The organism is Actinomadura sp. WMMA1423, assembly GCF_006547145.1.
Classification (GTDB): Bacteria; Actinomycetota; Actinomycetes; order Streptosporangiales; family Streptosporangiaceae; genus Spirillospora.
This window is the reverse complement of record NZ_CP041244.1, coordinates 4,916,350-4,932,411: the sequence shown is the minus strand read 5'-3', so window position 1 is coordinate 4,932,411 and position 16,062 is coordinate 4,916,350. Positions and strand designations below refer to the sequence as shown.

Annotated in this window: 17 protein-coding genes; 8 read left to right on the top strand and 9 right to left on the bottom strand. The window is 73.0% G+C overall.

The features are described from left to right. Positions 1-61: 61 nt before the first annotated feature. From FKD65_RS22790 to fbaA, 3 genes are all read right to left on the bottom strand, one after another. Positions 62-676, bottom strand: coding sequence for a TIGR03086 family metal-binding protein (locus tag FKD65_RS22790; RefSeq protein ID WP_141579411.1), 615 nt, complete (start codon positions 674-676; stop codon positions 62-64). A 171-nt stretch (positions 677-847) separates the two neighbouring features. Next, positions 848-1,297, bottom strand: a complete 450-nt coding sequence (locus FKD65_RS22785) for a helix-turn-helix domain-containing protein (protein WP_141579410.1) — start codon at positions 1,295-1,297, stop codon at positions 848-850. A 72-nt stretch (positions 1,298-1,369) separates the two neighbouring features. Further along, positions 1,370-2,392 (bottom strand): class II fructose-bisphosphate aldolase, encoded by a 1,023-nt coding sequence (fbaA, locus tag FKD65_RS22780; RefSeq protein ID WP_141579409.1) that lies wholly within the window; start codon positions 2,390-2,392, stop codon positions 1,370-1,372. 169 nt (positions 2,393-2,561) lie between these two features. Here fbaA and FKD65_RS22775 point away from each other — a divergent pair, with 169 nt between their 5' ends. Further along, a complete protein-coding gene (locus FKD65_RS22775; protein ID WP_368367128.1) occupies positions 2,562-3,287 on the top strand; it encodes a DedA family protein in 726 nt (241 codons plus the stop codon). 72 nt (positions 3,288-3,359) lie between these two features. After that, complete coding sequence (locus tag FKD65_RS22770; protein ID WP_141579408.1) at positions 3,360-3,761, top strand: RodZ domain-containing protein; 402 nt, start codon at positions 3,360-3,362, stop codon at positions 3,759-3,761. Here the strand turns inward: FKD65_RS22770 and pyrE are convergent. Beyond that, positions 3,758-4,294: an orotate phosphoribosyltransferase gene (pyrE, locus tag FKD65_RS22765; RefSeq protein WP_141579407.1), complete on the bottom strand. Its 537-nt coding sequence runs from the start codon at positions 4,292-4,294 to the stop codon at positions 3,758-3,760. The two genes, FKD65_RS22770 and pyrE, sit on opposite strands and share 4 nt — an antisense overlap. A 59-nt stretch (positions 4,295-4,353) precedes the next feature. On the opposite strand from pyrE, the gene FKD65_RS22760 reads away from it, so the two are divergent. Further along, positions 4,354-4,878 carry a hypothetical protein gene (locus FKD65_RS22760; protein ID WP_141579406.1) on the top strand — a complete coding sequence of 175 codons (525 nt, stop codon included), beginning with the start codon at positions 4,354-4,356 and terminating at the stop codon, positions 4,876-4,878. A 33-nt stretch (positions 4,879-4,911) separates the two neighbouring features. On the opposite strand, the gene FKD65_RS22755 is transcribed toward FKD65_RS22760, so the two are convergent. The 5 genes from FKD65_RS22755 to FKD65_RS22735 form a co-directional block, all read right to left on the bottom strand. Further along, positions 4,912-5,562: a tol-pal system YbgF family protein gene (locus FKD65_RS22755; RefSeq protein ID WP_240809550.1), complete on the bottom strand. Its 651-nt coding sequence runs from the start codon at positions 5,560-5,562 to the stop codon at positions 4,912-4,914. Positions 5,563-5,644: 82 nt separating this feature from the next. Beyond that, positions 5,645-6,979 (bottom strand): NYN domain-containing protein, encoded by a 1,335-nt coding sequence (locus tag FKD65_RS22750; protein ID WP_141579405.1) that lies wholly within the window; start codon positions 6,977-6,979, stop codon positions 5,645-5,647. A gap of 281 nt (positions 6,980-7,260) precedes the next feature. Then, positions 7,261-8,628 carry a sigma-70 family RNA polymerase sigma factor gene (locus tag FKD65_RS22745; protein ID WP_141579404.1) on the bottom strand — a complete coding sequence of 456 codons (1,368 nt, stop codon included), beginning with the start codon at positions 8,626-8,628 and terminating at the stop codon, positions 7,261-7,263. Positions 8,629-8,809: 181 nt separating this feature from the next. Then, the gene (locus FKD65_RS22740; RefSeq protein WP_141579403.1) at positions 8,810-10,435 is read right to left on the bottom strand and encodes an alkaline phosphatase D family protein; all 1,626 of its coding nucleotides are present in this window, start codon (positions 10,433-10,435) and stop codon (positions 8,810-8,812) included. A gap of 107 nt (positions 10,436-10,542) precedes the next feature. Beyond that, entirely contained in the window at positions 10,543-11,532 is a 990-nt protein-coding gene (locus FKD65_RS22735; protein WP_141579402.1) for an NAD-dependent epimerase/dehydratase family protein, read from the bottom strand. A 162-nt stretch (positions 11,533-11,694) separates the two neighbouring features. Here FKD65_RS22735 and FKD65_RS22730 point away from each other — a divergent pair, with 162 nt between their 5' ends. The 5 genes from FKD65_RS22730 (at position 11,695) to FKD65_RS22710 (ending at position 16,056) form a co-directional block, all read left to right on the top strand. After that, positions 11,695-13,092: an MFS transporter gene (locus tag FKD65_RS22730; protein ID WP_141579401.1), complete on the top strand. Its 1,398-nt coding sequence runs from the start codon at positions 11,695-11,697 to the stop codon at positions 13,090-13,092. Between the two features lie 14 nt (positions 13,093-13,106). Continuing rightward, entirely contained in the window at positions 13,107-13,457 is a 351-nt protein-coding gene (locus FKD65_RS22725; protein ID WP_141579400.1) for a YciI family protein, read from the top strand. Then, positions 13,436-14,680 carry an RNA polymerase sigma factor gene (locus FKD65_RS22720; protein WP_368367127.1) on the top strand — a complete coding sequence of 415 codons (1,245 nt, stop codon included), beginning with the start codon at positions 13,436-13,438 and terminating at the stop codon, positions 14,678-14,680. Before FKD65_RS22725 ends, FKD65_RS22720 begins: the two co-directional genes overlap by 22 nt. Positions 14,681-14,897: 217 nt before the next feature. Next, on the top strand, positions 14,898-15,275 hold the full coding sequence (locus FKD65_RS22715; RefSeq protein WP_240809548.1) for a hypothetical protein: 378 nt from the start codon (positions 14,898-14,900) through the stop codon (positions 15,273-15,275). A gap of 73 nt (positions 15,276-15,348) precedes the next feature. After that, the gene (locus FKD65_RS22710) at positions 15,349-16,056 is read left to right on the top strand and encodes a hypothetical protein (protein WP_141579399.1); all 708 of its coding nucleotides are present in this window, start codon (positions 15,349-15,351) and stop codon (positions 16,054-16,056) included. Positions 16,057-16,062: the final 6 nt, after the last annotated feature.

The following is a 16,062-nucleotide window of genomic DNA, read 5'->3' as shown; positions in this document are numbered from 1 at the left end:
GGACCGCATAAAGTTGTGTGAAGCAACCTCCTTCGCGCGCCGCCGCGGCGGCCGGATCTCGTCAGGGAGGCGGGCGGCGGCCGAGGAAGGCCACGAGGCGCTCGCCGGGCGAGGCCTGCGGAGCGGGCTCGACCGGTTCTTCGAACAGCGGGCGGCGCCCGCCCGGCGGGACCAGAGTTCCCGCCACGTCCAGCAGATCCAGGGCCAGGCCTGGAGGGACGGGCCGCCTCGCGCCGGTCGCCTGCGCGACGTCCCAGCCGTGCACGGCCGCTTCGAGCGCACCCGCCCCCGCCACCAGCCCGTCCGGGATGCGCAGGTCGCCGATCGCCGCCGCCCGGCCGGGGCAGCCGGCGGCCGCTCTGGCGCTGCGGAGCACGCGGACCGCGCGCACGCGCAGCGCCGACACCGGGTCGCGGACCGGGTCGACGGCGATGGGACGGAGGCCGACCCGTCCCGCGGACAGTCCCTCGTGCACCGCGGCGAGGGAGTCGCCGACGTGCAGCAGCAGCATCTGGAGGTCCCAACCCGCGCACGGCGTCCGGCGCGTGAGCATCGCCCGCGTGACGGGCTGGACGGCGGTCAGCAGGAAGCAGATCGAGCGTTCCAGCCCGTCCGCGCTCCACGGGAGGGGCGTGTTCGAGGAAGGGGGTGTGTACGCGCCTGCCGCTTCGAGCATTCGGCTCCTCCGCTCGGTGTGACGGTCACCGGGACAGACCGCCGCCGCGCGGAGAATTCATCGGCTGCCGCGCCCGATTCGATATTCACCGGCACCGAAAAAGCGAAACGTCGGCCTTTATGAGGAAAGGCGCACGATTCGAAGGAATGGTGGGCGGCAGCGCCGCGCCGTTCAGGCGCTCGGGCCGGGCCGGGGATCGACGTCGGCGGGGCCGAGATGCGCGCCGCAGGAGCCGCAGGTGAACCGGGGGGTCAGCGAGCCGTCGCAGCCGCGATGGCCGATCAGCAGCGGCGGGCCGTCGGGGGCGTAGTGGCGGTCGCCCCACATCATCAGGGTCATGACCGCGGGCCACAGCTCCACGCCCTTGCGGGTCAGCCGGTACTCGTGCCGCTCCGGCCGCCGCTGGTAGGGGACGCGGCGCATGATGCCCTCGTCGCAGAGCCGGTTGAGCCGGTCGGTGAGGACGTTGCGGGCCACGCCGAGCGCGTCCTGGAAGTCGTCGAAGCGACGCACGCCCTGGAAGGCGCTGCGGATCACCAGCATCGTCCAGCGGTCGCCCACGACCTCCAGCGAGCGGGCGACCGAGCAGTTCTGCGACTCGTACGTGCGGGGCAGTGCCACGCTTCCGACACTACCCGCGTTTCGTCAGGCAACGGGCGCGGCCGGGGACCGCGCGGCCCCCGGCCCGCTCCCCTACTTCAGCTTCTTGCCGGCGGACTGGAGGTTCTCGGCGGCCTCGACGATGCGGGCGGCCATCGCGGTCTCCGCGGCCTTGCCCCACGAGCGCGGGTCGTACTGCTTCTTGTTGCCGACCTCGCCGTCGACCTTCAGCACGCCGTCGTAGTTGCGGAACATGTGCTCGGCGACCGGACGGGTGAACGCGTACTGGGTGTCGGTGTCGATGTTCATCTTGATGACGCCGTACGACACCGCCTCCCGGATCTCCTCCAGCGTGGAGCCGGAACCGCCGTGGAAGACCAGGTCGAACGGCCTGTCCTTGCCGTACTTGGCGCCGACCGCGTCCTGGATCTCCTTGAGCACCTCGGGACGCAGCTTGACCGAGCCCGGCTTGTACACGCCGTGCACGTTCCCGAACGTCGCGGCCAGGATGTAGCGGCCCTTCTCGCCCACGCCGACGGCCTCGGCGGTCGCGATGGCGTCGCCGGGCGTCGTGTACAGCTTCTCGTTGATCTCGTTGGCGACGCCGTCCTCCTCGCCGCCGACGACGCCGATCTCCATCTCCATGATGATCCGGGCCTTGGCGCACTCCTCCAGCAGCTCGGCCGCGATCTGCAGGTTCTCGTGCAGCTCGACGGCGGACCCGTCCCACATGTGCGACTGGAACAGCGGGTCCTCGCCGCGCGCCACCCGCTCCTGGGAGATCTTCACCAGCGGCCGCATGAAGCCGTCCAGCTTGTCCTTCGGGCAGTGGTCGGTGTGCAGGGCGATGTTCACCGGGTACTTGGCCGCCACGACCCGGGCGTACTCCGCCAGCGCGGTCGCGCCCGTGACCATGTCCTTCACCGTGGAGCCGGACAGGTACTCGGCGCCGCCGGTGGACACCTGCACGATTCCGTCGCTCTCGGCCTCCGCGAACCCGCGCAGCGCGGCGTTCAGCGTCTGGCTGGACGTCACGTTGATCGCGGGGAAGGCGAAGCCGTCGCGCTTGGCACGGTCGAGCATCTCCGCGTAGACCTCGGGCGTTGCGATGGGCATTGTCAGCGTCCTTTCATACGCAGGGTGCCGCCGGGCATCCGGCCGGGCGGTAGCTCCCGGACATGCGCGTACCCAGTGAGTGCCCAGGTCACGCGGTTTCCGGTTCGGGCATGCCGTCCGCGCTCAGTATCCCGCCTTATGGGAGCGCGGGGAAAGGTACGCTCGCGGTGTGGATCTCACTGCCCTTCCCCTTGACATCATGGAGTGGCTGCACCCCACCGCGTGGCTGCAGCTCTTCGGCACGTTCGCGACGGTCGGCGTGCTCGCCATCATCTTCGCGGAGACCGGCCTGCTGATCGGCTGCATCCTTCCGGGCGACTCGCTCCTGTTCACGGCGGGGATCCTCACGGCGGTCTCCACCGTCAACGGGCAGGAGTTCCAGCCGCTGTCGCTGCCCTGGCTGCTGGTCGGCGGCCCGGTGGCGGCGATCGCCGGCGCCCAGCTCGGCCACTTCCTCGGCGCCCGGTACGGCCGCAAGCTCTTCGACCGGCCCGACTCCCGGATCTTCAAGCAGGAGTGGGTGGAGAAGGCCGAGTACTACTTCAACCGGTTCGGCCCCGCCAAGGCCGTGGTGCTCGCCCGGTTCATCCCGATTGTCCGGACTTTCCTGAACCCGCTCGCCGGGACGCTCGGCATGGACGCGAAGAAGTTCTTCGTCTGGAACGCGATCGGCGGCATCGTCTGGACGGACGCGCTGTTCCTCCTCGGGCACTTCCTCGGGTCCGAAGTGCCCGACATTGAGAAGTACATCCTCCCGGGCGTAGCGGTCATCCTGGTCCTTTCGGTCATTCCGATCATTCGGGAGGTCCTGAAGGGGCGCAAAGCGGACCACGGTCCGAATAAGAATGGTCCGGAAGAGTCCCGTCCGTCGCTCAGCGGTGACAGTTATCGCTAACCTCCCCATGTGGGACGTCACCGGTCGGACCCTAGGGGTCTCGCGCGCATACTGATCGCGGCCTTGGCCGTGATGGCCGCCTTGGCCCTGCTCATCGTCGGGGGCATGGCGCTCGTCAACGCGGTAATGAGCGAACCCGACAAGAAGGGCCCGGCAACGGGCGCCTCGCCGTCGGGCGACGGCGGGCGGACGACTCCGAGCAGCAGCGAGACCAAGACCTCGCCCACGGCGGCGCTCCCGCTGGTGATCCGCGTGACCGGCCAGCCCACGAAGGTCGTCGTCCGCGTCGCCGACGCGGGCGGCAAGGTCCTCGCCAACGGCCCCCTCAACACCGGCGACACCCTCCAGTTCAAGGAGTCGCCCCTGCAGGTCGTCGCCTCCAACGGCGGCGCCGTCCAGGTCGTGATCTACGGCAAGGTCCAGCCGCGCATGGTCAACGGGCAGCGCGGCGAGTGGTTCGTCAAGGCCCGCTAGCCGATGCCCAGGTCCGCGACGTCATAGGGGTGCCGGTACTCCAGGCCCTCCTCGGCGATCCGGCCGGCGGCGCCGCGCTCCAGGATCGTCGCGACCGCGACCACCTCCGCCCCGGCCTCGCGGAGCGCCTCCACCGCGGTGAGGACGGAGCCGCCCGTGGTCGAGGTGTCCTCCACCGCGAGGACGCGGCGACCCGCCACGTCCGGCCCCTCGATCCGCCGCTGAAGCCCGTGGGCCTTGCCCGCCTTGCGGACGACGAACGCGTCCAGCCCCCTCCCGCGTGCCGCCGCCGCGTGCAGCATCGCGGTCGCCACCGGGTCGGCCCCGAGCGTGAGCCCGCCGACGGCGTCGTAGTCCAGGTCGGCGGTCTCGTCCAGCATGACCCGGCCCACCAGTGGGGCCGCGGCCCCGTCCAGCGTCACCCGGCGGAGGTCCACGTACCAGGACGCGCGCTTGCCCGAGGACAGCACGAAGTCCCCGTGCACCACGGCCTTGTCCTTGATCTTCTGCAGCAGCTCATCACGATCGCTCACGTGCAGAACCCTATTCACCCTGCGTACGCGCCCCGGCCCCGGCGTGTACGGTTCGCGGGGTGACACCCGGAACCGTCGTCCTGCTGCACGCCCCCGGCGCCACCGCGGCCTCCTGGGGCGACCTGCCCGAGATGCTCCGCTCGTACGGCCTGGACGTGGTCGCCCCGGACGTCCCGGACGCCGCCGGCCCCCGCTACATCGCCCGCGTGTCGCTGACCATCACCGCGACCGACCCGGTCGCCCCGCTCGTCCTGGTGGCGCACGGCGCCGCGGGCCCCCTGCTGCCGGGCATCTCCCTCGCCCAGCGCGCCGCCCACCGCCCCGTCGGCGCCTACGTCTTCGTCGACGCCGACCTCCCCCGCCCGGCCCGGCACGACCACGACGCCCCCCAGGAAGACCTCCCCACGGCCCCAGATTGGCCCGAGGCGCCCTGCGGCTACCTCCGCACCCATTCGGACCGCTCCGCCTCCTCCGACCACGACCAGGCCGTCAGAGAGGCCCACCTACGCGCCTGGCCCACAACCGAGCACGAGCCCCCCACGGCAGTAGCCCAATCCCTAAGCGAACTGATAACCAGGCTGTAATTCCCTGGGGGTCGCCCCCCTGGGAAGACACAGCTACCCCTGGGATTTCAAGAGGTCGTCCAGCAGGGCGTCGTAGTCGTCTTCGCTTCGGCCCAGGTCTATGCGGGCGCGGTAGCGGAGGCGTAGGAGGGCCTCGAGGCTGTCTTCGGCGAGGGCTACGTCGTCCAGGCCCGGGGTCAGGGAGTCGGCTTCGGGGGGCGGGCCCTCGTCGGGGCCGCCGCCTATGCCGGTGCCCACCGCGCGGTCGCGGAGGGCCAGGACGACGTCGGCACCGCTGGTGGCCCATTCGTGGGCGCCGGTCGCGTCGCCCTGGGCGTAGAGCACCTCGGCGACGGCCCGGTACACCTCGGGGTCGCGCGGCCTGTCGGCGCGGATCTGCTCGACCAGGGTGCGGGCCTCGTCGGCGCGGCCCAGTTCGAAGAGCGCGTCGGCGAGGTAGGCGCGCGGGTCGCCGTAGGTCTCGCCGCCGTCGTCCATGGCCTGGCGGTACAGCTCGGCGGCCCTGGCGTGGTCGCCGGCGTGCTGCCACTGCTCGCCCGCGCGCAGCAGGACGTTGGCGCGTGACACTCCGCCGGACACCGACTCGGCCAGCTCGGACAGCCGGCGGGCCGCCGAGATGTGATCGCCGGTGCGCAGGGTGTCGAACTCCAGATCGTCGAGATCGTCTTCCGTCACATGCGTCACGGTTCAACGCTACCCGGCACCGCCCGGCCGAAGCGGGCGAATCGATGATGATCGTGGAATACCGGTGCTAATGAGCGTCCGGTCACCTGCGTGAACGTTCGAGCGCGTCCCAGAAGCCCCGGCGCAGGGCGTGGCGCACCTCGTCGTGCAGGAGGAAGTCGATGGGCAGGGAGGAGCCCTGCAGGAGCCTGGCCTCGAGATCGGACGGCATGCGCGGCTTGCGGGCGAGGACGGCCTCCAGCCACAGCGCGGGGGCGTCCCTTGCCACGGACTCACCGAAGTCTTGGCCCTCCTGGTGGGCGGCCTTGACGGCGTCCGAGAGGGTGGGCGTCTGCTGCACCGGGAGGGGCGAGATCTGCTGCGGGCCGGTGTAGGGGCCGTGCTGCTGGCCGCCGGACTGCATGGTCTGCGACTGGAGGGTCTGCGGGGGCGGCGGCGGGGAGGGCGCCGGGACGGGCGAGGAGGAGTACTGCGGGCCGAGGCCCGGTGGGGGTGCGGACGGGGCCGGGGCGTGCGTCGAGGACGGTCCCGCGGTCGGGGCGGGCTGCGGCGGGAGCGGCTGCCCGCCCGTGCCGTAGGGCGATCCGGAGAGCGGGCCGCCCGCGCCGCCGGGCAGCGGCATGGGGCCGGTGCCGACGCCGGGGCCGGGACCGGGCCCGGGACCGCCGGGCGACGCGGATCCGCCCAGCCCGCCGGTCATGGCGGGGCCGAGGTCGCGGACGGCAGGGGCCGGGGTCGAGGGCGGGACGCTCAGCGGGGACGCGGGAGGCGGCCCGTTGCTCGACGTCGTCTGGAGCGGGCCGAGCGAGCCCGCGTGCCCGTTCGTGCCGCCGTGCCCGTTGGACAGCGGGCTCGTCCCGAGCGAGGAGCCCGCGTCGGCGCCGGCGAGCAGGTTGACGTAGGGGCGCAGGTGGCCGGAGCCGATCTCGATGAGGTCGTCGCACTCCTGGCGCAGGACGCGGGAGATCGTCCAGTTGCCGTCGACGGCGACGTGCACGATCGTGACGCGGACGCCGAGGTCCTGGGCGTCCGCGACGACCTGCGCGAGGTCCTCGTCGCCGCTCACCACGACGGCGTCGGCGAGCGCGGAGTTGCGGGCCAGCGTCATCAGGTCGCGGTGGATCTCGGCGTCGACGCCCTCGCGGCGGCCGGGGCGGATCCGCCCGAGCCGCAGCTTGAGGCCGGGCAGGTCGGCGAGCGCGTCGTGCTCGGGGGTGCGGCGCCCCTCGACCGTCGCCTCGTACCAGTAGCAGCGCAGCAACGGCATGCCGGTGCGCTCCCTGGCGAGGTTGCCGAGGAGTTGCAGGAGGCCGCCGAAGTCCCAGGAGACGGTCTCGCGATGGCGCGTGCCGTGTACCGCCATGGCACCGTCCGCCAGCAGGTAGCCGGCGTCCACGAACAGCGCGCAGCGATCCATGCGGCACCGTCCTTCCTCAACACGGGAGTTCACAGCGTGCCCACTCCGGCGTAACGACCCCTGGCGCTTATAGCGTAGTGAAGCCCGTCTGCCCGGTAGGCCGTTACGGCGATTCGCCACTCTTTCATGGCAAGCCGCCGGTTGGCGACTCCCCGGTAACAAGGATTCGGGGGCCGCGGCGGACGCTACCAGCCCTTTAGGCCCCGTCCGGCTCTTCCGGAGGATCTTTACGGGAAGAATCAGGTGGCGGGTTCAGCGGGGACGTGCCCGCGACCCCCGCTTCAACTCCCCGTGGCGGCCGTGAAAGGGCGCGGTGCCCGGTGGACGGGGCGGTGCCATTGGCTGGTGCGGTGCCATATGAAGCGGGTCTCGCAGTCCGGCATGTCGATGTCGAAGCGGACGCGTACTTCGGTGTGCGTCAGCGGAACCCGCATTTCGATGTGGACCAGCAGGCCTCCCGGGGTCTCTTGCATCTTCACAGGGGCGGGCGGTGTCGGACGGGGCACGGAGGGCTCGTCCTCGGGTGGGGCGGCGTGGGGACGGGGCTCGGGCCGCGGTTTCGGCGCCGGGCGGGACGGCCTGATCCGGGGCGCGGCCGCCACCGCCCGGACGAACACGTGGGGCGCGGCCTGCTGCTTCGCGGCGGGGGCCTTGGCCGCGGGCGGCGCCGCGGCGGGGGGCCTGGGGGCGGCCGGCCCGGCGGCGGGCGGCGGTGCGGGCCGGACGCGCGAGGGCTGCTCGCCGGACACGAGCGCCAGACCGAGCGCCGCCGCTCCGGCGACGGCCACCGCGGCGGCGGCGAACATCCGCTGCCGCCGGGGCGAGCGCCACGACCACGGGAACAGCCCGCCTCTGGGCGGCAGATAGGCGGTGCTCGCCGAGCCGAGGACGAGCGGGCCGACGAGGTCGCGCAGCGCCGTGTTCACCTGCGCGAGCTCCCCGTGGAGGCCCCTGCAGCGCTTGCAGCGGCCCAGGTGCCGCTTGACCCTTCGGGAGTCGCGGTGGGGGAGGACGTCCCTCACGTAGTCGCCGAGCTTGGCCAGGACGGGACGGCACCCGTCCTCGGCTTCGAGTTCCTCCAGACGCATCCGGAGGTAGGCCTGCCGCAGCCCGTCGCGGGCCCGGCGGGCGAGGGCGGCGGCGTCGACCGCGTCCAGGCCGAGGATCGGGGCGACCTCGGCGGGCTTCGCGTCCTCGACCTCGGTGTACCAGAGCGCGGTCTGCCAGCGTTCGGGCAGCGTGAGGAACGCGCGCGCGACCGCCGAACGCTCGAACTCCTCGGCCGCGGGGTCGTCGAAGAGCTCCCCGGTGTCATGCGCCCCGGTGTCGCCCGTGCGGTGGGCGTGCCGGCCCGCCCGCTGCCGGTCGAGCGCGGCCCGCCGCACGGCCGTGAGGAGGTAGGGCCGGAAACCGGAATCGGGGCCGCCGCCGAGCTTCAGCACCGCGAGGACCTTGGCGAAGGCGTCATGGACGGCGGCGTCGGCGGCGTCGCGCCCGGCCAGTTGGGAGGCGAGCCTGCGGGCGGCCGGCAGGTGCCTCTCGTAGAGGGTCTCGTAGGCGGCGTCGTCGCCCGCGCGGATCCGGCAGATGAGCGCGTCGTCGCCGGCCTCGGGGTCACCGGGCCTGGCCGCGTCCTCTCCTCGCTCCATGCTTGCTCATTGTGACTGATTGACCACTTGTTGTCGCTCGGTTTGGTCACAGATATCAGAGCGAGTTGCTTCTTGGCCGGGACGCGACGCCGTCAGGGGAGTGCGGAGGGCATGCCGGGCCGGGCCGTCCGCGCGGCGACGCGTCTGCTCCGGCGAGGCTGGTGGAGACGCGGCCGCGCGTTCACGTGATGTCGGTACGCCCCATTTCGGACAACGTTCCGGTCTCCCCCGGCGTCTCCCAGCGCACGCCGCAGTCGCGTCCGGACAGTTCGACGGTGGCGATGGCGTTGTCGAACCAGGGGCCGTCCGTCATCCGCCACCGGATCGGCGGGGCGGGCACCTTCGCCGACCTCGCCAGCGCGCGGAACGGCCGGCCGGCGGCCCGCGAGTGGGCGATGCGGTTCGCCCACCGGAACTTGCCCTCCAGGGGGTTGCGCAGGGGCGAGCAGACGACCTGGGTGATCTTCGACTGCGTGGCGGGCCTGGTGATCCGCGCCAGGTAGGAGTAGTGGATGTCGCCGGACAGGAACGAGATGCTGGCGGGCGCGGGGCCCCGCTCCCCCCGCCCGACGGCGACGACCCCGGCGGCGACCTTGCGGAACGAGCTCTCGAAGGCGGCCCAGTGCTCCAGGTCGGCGGCCTGGCGGATCTTCTCGCCGAGCGCGGCGGCACGCTTCCCCCATGCGCCGCCCGCGAGGGCCTCGTTCCACGACTCGGCGTGGTGGATCGCCATGGGCAGCAGGTAGGGGAGCGAGCTGGCGATGAGCAGGTGGTCCATGCCGCCCTGGCACTGGCCGTCCAGCCAGTCGAACTCGTCGTCGTCGAGCATGCCGCGCCGGTCGGCGGTGAGCAGGCGGGAGCAGCGGCTGTCGACGACGATCAGGCGGGTGCCGCCCCAGTCGTGGGCGTAGCTCCAGCGCATGGTCTCGGGCTGCTTGTCGGCCTTCTCGGCGAACTCGTCCAGGACGGCGCCCGCGTCGCCGGTGCCGTCCGAGGCCGCGCGGACGGACTTGAACACCAGATCGGAGGCCCGCTCCTGCGGCGACATGTTCCCGAGGTGCTGGTAGATCCAGTAAGACCCGATGCCGCCCGTGATGCGGGCCTTCCACCAGGGCTGCGACCACATCTGCCGGCGCCACGTGTACGAGGTGTTCCAGTCGTCCCGGATGTCGTGGTCGTCGAAGATCGTGAACGTGGGGACGGTGGACAGCAGCCACCGCACGGCCGTGTCGTCGTGCCAGGCGAGCTTGTAGAGCTGCGTGTAGTCCTCGAAGTCGGCGACCTCGTCGTCCGGGGGCGAGCCCGGGGCGCGGCGGCCGCTGATGAACTCGCGCATCTGGGGGGTCAGCTCGTCGGCGTACACCTGGTCGCCGACCATGAGCAGGACGTCCGGCCACTCGACGTCGTCCCCGCCGGTCCGGAGCCTCTCCGCGAACGCGGTGAGGGCGTCGTGCCCGTACTCCTCCACGGTGCCGGGCGAGCGGCGGCAGGAGCCGAAGGAGATGCGGAGCAGGCCGTGCTCGCGCAGCGTCCTGATGCTGGACGGGGGGAGCCCGGAGCCGGCCTCGGGCCAGACGGTCTCGCCGTCCGCCTCCACCTCGTACGGGATCCGCGCCCCCGGCGCGAGCCCGTCGATCTCGACGATGGCGTAGTGGTGGCCGTGCGCCGTGAAGGTGCGGGCGGCGGCGTCCACCCCCTGCTCCCGGTTGACGACCCTGACCTCGCACGGACGGTCGGTCTCCACCCAGATCGTCGCGGTGTGGTGACTCACGTGCCGGAGGTGGGGGCCGAGTACCAAAGCGGTCATAGAAGGCTCTCTAGCGGACATGCGCCCGGTGTGTCCACCTCGCGGCCCGGTGACATGTCGTGCACCACCGGGCCGCGATACCGGCGATCTCCCGCCGGGACAGGAGGTCAGCGCGCCCCCAGGACCTCCTTCTCCTTCTCGGGGTCGAGACCGAGCACCGGACGGTCGGAACGCTGCGGGGCCGTGCCGCCGATCGACCGGAGCCACTCCCAGGTGTCCGCGACCGTCTCCCGGACGGGCCGGCAACGCAGCCCAGCGGACAGGGCCTTGGTGACGTCGCCTCTGTGGAGGGTGTCGTAGTCCTCGCCGGGCGGGAGCCAGACGGGGAGGTCCATCCACGGCCGTATGCCCGCTGCCAGGATCCTCTCCGGGGCCGTCCAGACGAGCTTCGCGTCCGAGCCGGTCACCTCGACGCAGGCTTGGAGCAGCTCGGCCATCGTCGTGTGGCCGGGTGGGCTGACGAGGTCGTAGGGGCCGCCGAGCCCGTGCTCGACGGCGTCCAGAGTCCACGCGGCGAGGTCCCTGGCGTCGATGTACTGCAGGCCCGCGTCCCGCGGGCCGGGCGCGAGGACGTCGCCTCCCCGCGCCATGCGCGTCAGCCACCAGGGCAGCCGTCCGATGTTCTCGTAGGGGCCGAGGATGAGACCCGCCCGCACCAGGAGCGCGCCGTCCTCGAACACGTCGAGCGCCGCCAGTTCCCCGCCGCGCTTCGCCGCCGCGTAGTCGACGTCGCCGCCGTCGTCCGAGGAGCCGTCCACCACCTCGGCTTCCTCCCCGAGCCCGGCCGGCTCGGGGAACCGGTACACCGAGCGGCTGGAGATGTAGACGTACCGTCCGGCACGGCCGCCGAGCAGGCGCGCGGTGTCGCGGACGGCGGTCGGCGCCCCGGACCAGGTGTCGACGACGGCGTCCCATTCGCCGTCTTCCAGGGCCTGGAGACCGCCCTCGGCGATGCGGTCACCGTGCAATGACCGGACTCCCTGGGGCGGCTCATGGCGCCCCCTGTGGAAGACCGTGACGTCCCAGCCGCGGGCGAGGGCCTCCTCGGTGATGGCCCGTCCGACGAACTCCGTCCCGCCCAGCATCAGAAGCCTCATGGGAGAACTCTGCCTTCTGTACGTTCTGTACGGAACGGCTGCACGCTCACAGCGTAAACAGCCCGGCCGAACCCCCTTCGCGAAGTTTCCTCCCCGCGGGTGTCGAAATCGGCCGGGCCCGAGTGTCGACAGGGAGAGAGGTGAACGGGCGAAGGAGGGGACATGGACGCGGACGCGCGCCGCTGGACGGTGCTGGGGCTGCTGTGCGCGGCGAACTTCATGGTGATCCTGGATTCGCAGATCGTGCTCCTGGCGCTGCCGTCGATCGAGCGCGACCTCGGGTTCACCGGCGGCGGCGCGCAGTGGGTGCTGAGCGCCTACCTGCTCGGGTTCGGGGGGCTGCTGCTGCTCGGCGGGCGGATGGCCGACCTGGCCGGACGGCGCCGGACCTTCCTCGCCGGGACGGCCCTGTTCCTCGTGGCCTCGCTGCTGTGCGGGTCGGCCTGGAGCGGCGGGATGCTCGTCGCCGCGCGCGTCGCGCAGGGAGTGTCGGCTGCGCTGATGGCGCCGAGCGCGCTGTCGATCGTGGTCGCGGCGTTCCCCGAGGGGCCGGAGCGGAACCGGGCGATCGCCGTGTGGGCCAGTGTCGGAGGGTTCGGCGCCACGGCGGCGCTGCTGATCGGCGGTCCGCTCACGGACGGGCCCGGCTGGCGGTCGATCTTCTTCCTGAACGTCCCCGTCGCGGTGCTCCTGCTCGCCCTCGGCCCGGTCCTGCTCGAGGAGAGCCGGGGCGCGGCGCGCCGTGCCTACGATCCTGTGGGCGCGCTGACCGTGACGCTGGCGGTGTCGGCCGCGGTGTACGGGGTCGTCCGGATCCCCGAGGCGGGCTGGGCGAGCGCGTGGACGGCCGGGGCGCTGGCGGTGGCGGTCGCCGCGGGGGCGGTGTTCGTGCTGGCCGAGTCGCGGTCGGCGGCTCCGCTCGTCCCGCTGCGCACGTTCCGCTCCCGGCGGCTGACCGGCGGGAACGCGGTCACGCTGGCGGCGGCGATGGCGGTCGTCGGGACCTCGCTCGCGATGTCGCGGTACGCGCAGGGCGTCCTCGGCTACTCGCCGCTCGCGTTCGGATTCGCCGCGGCGGCGCTGCCGGTGGCGGCGGTCGCCGGCTCCTTCGCGGCGCAGGCGGCGCTCCGGCGGATCACCGTGCGTGCGGTCGCGCCGTTGAGCCTGGCGCTCATGGCGGCCGGGTGCCTCGCGCCGGCCCGGCTGCCGGCCGGCGGCTACGCGACCGGCCTGCTGCCCGGCCTGGCACTTCTCGGGTTCGGGCTGGGGGCGTCCGGGGTGGCCGGGTCGGTCGCCGCCCTGGCCGGGGCCGCGGACGGTGACGCGGGCCTGGCCTCCGGGATCAACACGGCGGCGTTCCAGCTCGGCGGCGCGGTCGGCGCGGCCGTCGCGACCACCGCCCTCCTGTCCTGGACGGACGGGACGGGCCCCGCCGCCGGATACCGCGCGGCGTTCGACGTCTCGGCCGGGATCGCGCTGGCGGGCGCCGTGGCCGCGGTCGCGCTGCTCAAGGCTCCGGCCCGGCGACGAGTTCCGGAGCCGGTGAAGGTCACAACCTGATAGGAGGAGGAACGATGCGGTACCTGATGATGATCTGCGGAGTCGAGGGAGCGGAGCTGCCGGCGGACGAGCAGGCGGCGATGCGGGCCGACACCGAGGCGTGGGTGAAGGAGATGGACGGCCGCGGCGTCCGGAAGATCGGCGACCGGTTGCGCCCCACCGACACCGCGACGACCGTTCGTGTTCGGGACGGCGAGACGCTGCTGGCGGACGGGCCGTTCGCCGAGACCAAGGAGCAGATCCTCGGCTTCGACCTGATCGAGTGCGCCGACCTGGAGGAGGCGGTCGAGGTCGCGTCCCGGCACCCGTCGGCGCGGTACGGCTCGATCGAGGTGCGGCCCCTGTGGCCGTTCGAGGAGGACTGACGGAGGCGGGAGACGCGGTCGCGGCGGCCTTCCGCGAGGAGTGGGGCCGGGTTGTCGCGACCCTCATCCGAATGACGGGCGACTGGGACCTCGCCGAGGAGTGCGCCCAGGAGGCGTTCGCGCGCGCCCTCGAACGCTGGCCGCTCGACGGGGTGCCGCGCCGGCCGGGCGCGTGGCTGACCACGACGGCCCGCAACCACGCGCTGAACCGGATCCGTCGCGGCGCCACGGAGACCGCGAAGCTGAGGGAGCTGGGGACGATGCAGGCTCCGCAGGAGCCGCCCGAGCGGGACGGCCTGCCCGACGACCGGCTCCGGCTGGTCTTCACCTGCTGCCATCCGGCGCTGCCGGTCGAGGCGCGGGTGGCGCTCACGCTGCGCACGGTCCTCGGCCTGACGACCGGGGAGATCGCGCGGGCGTTCCTGGTCGCCGAGCCCGCGATGGCGCAGCGGCTCGTCCGGGCCAAGCGCAAGATCCGCGAGGCGGGCATCCCGTACCGGGTGCCGCCCCCGCACCTGCTGCGCGAGCGCACCGCGTCCGTCCTGGGCGTGGTGTACCTGCTGTTCAACGAGGGGTACGCGGCGACCGAGGGCGCCGACCCGGTGCGCGCCGGCCTCTGCGCCGAGGCGATCCGCCTGGCCCGCCTCCTCCACGACCTGGCGCCCGGCGATCCGGAGGTCGCGGGGCTCCTCGCGCTCCTGCTGCTCCAGCACTCCCGGCACGCCGCCAGGACCGACGAGTCCGGCGACCTGGTCGCCCTGGACGAGCAGGACCGCCGCCGCTGGGACCACGCGGCGGTCAACGAGGGCGTCGCGCTCGTGAACGAGGCCCTCCGGCGCGGCGAGCCCGGCCCCTACCAGGTGCAGGCGGCCATCGCCGCGTGCCACGCCACCGCCCGCACGGCGGCCGAGACGGACTGGCCGCAGATCGCCGCCCTCTACGGACGGCTCGAAGGGATGAGCCCCGGGCCCGTCGTCCGGCTCAACCGCGCCGTCGCGGTGGCGATGGCGGACGGCCCCCTGGCGGGCCTGGCCTTGGTCGACCGCATCGAGGGCCTGGACGGCTACCACCTGCTCCACGCCACCCGGGCGGATCTCCTGCGCCGCCTCGGCCGGACGGGCGAGGCGGCCGAGGCCTACCGCAAGGCCCTGGCCCTGGCGCGCACCGAGGCCGACCGGCGCTACCTGGCGCGCCGCCTCGCCGAGGTCCGGCGCCCGGACTGACGGTTGCGGACGACCCCGAACCGGCGGCGCGGAAGGAGCCGATTCGGGGGAGAGAGCCTTGCACCGAGCCTGACCGGTGGTCATATCGGGTGGTATTTATACCCCATTCATGATTGTCGCGGGAAATTTACTGATTGGTGTTGCTGGCGGCAAAGTTCTGGCTATGGTCGAGTCCTTGCAACTCTCATGCAACTCTCATGCGGGTGGGGAAAAGGGCTTGGGCATTGACGAGTGCCTCGCGTCGATGATGACCATTCCGGGGGCGCGCCGGGTCACGCTGGTCGACTGCGCCAGCGGGCTCGCGGTGGCGGCGGCAGGCCGGGAGGACGTCGTCGACCAGCACGAAGACGCGGCAGGGGCGACCGATGTGGTGCGAGCGGTGCTGGCGACGCCGGCGCTCAGCGCCACCGCGGCGGGAGACGACGTCGAGGAGATCATCGTTTGCGGAACGGGCGGATATCACCTGTTGGCCCTTACGGGCGCGAATCTCGACGGTCATCTATTCGTCCATTTACTGCTCGACCGGGAAAAGGGGAACATCGCGCTCGCCCGGCTGCGCATGCGCGACCTCGTCGGCGAGATCGCGGGCGGATGACATGGCGCAGGCGAATCACGTGGCACGGACGAATGACTTGGCGCGGGCGAATCACGTGGCGCGGACGAACGGCGTGGCGCGGGCGAATGACACAGTGCAGGCGAACGGCGTGGCGCGGGCGAACGCGGGATGGGTCGGCGGCGTGCTGGCCGCCCTGGAGCGGGAGAAGGCCACCGGCATCCTCCGGGTGGGCGGCGACGGAGCGTTCCACGTCGACCGCGGAGCCGTCACCCGCGCGGAGAGCCGGCACGCGCCGGAACCCGGCGCGGCGCCGGGCGGCCCGGACCCGGAGCTCTCGGCACTGCTCGCGACCTTCGACGCCGCCTGCCTCCTCCTCGCCTCCGACGCCGAGCCGGTGTTCACCGAGGGACCGCCGAGCGGCGGCCCCGGGAAGATCACCGTGGCGACGCTCGTCCACGAGCAGCGCCGCCGCCGCGCCCTCCTCGACGCCGCCTGGCCCGACGCGAGCGTGGACACCGCGCCGGTCGTGCCGGTCCGGCGCGTCGGGCGGCAGCGCGTCATCCTGACCGGCGTCCAGGCGGAGATCCTGCTCAACGCCGACGGGGTGCGCACCCCGGCGCAGCTCGCCCGCGAGCTCGGGCGGACCGTGTTCGGCTGCCTGCTCGCCGTGCGCGGGCTCGCCGCGGCGTCGCTGGTGCGGACCGACCCGCCGGACGGGACGCCCGCCCCGCCGGTCCGCGAGGAGCTTCCCGCCGACTGGGCACCGGCGGACCACGACCTGCTCGTCCGGCTCCACGCGGCGCTGGTGGAGCTCCGCTGACCGTGC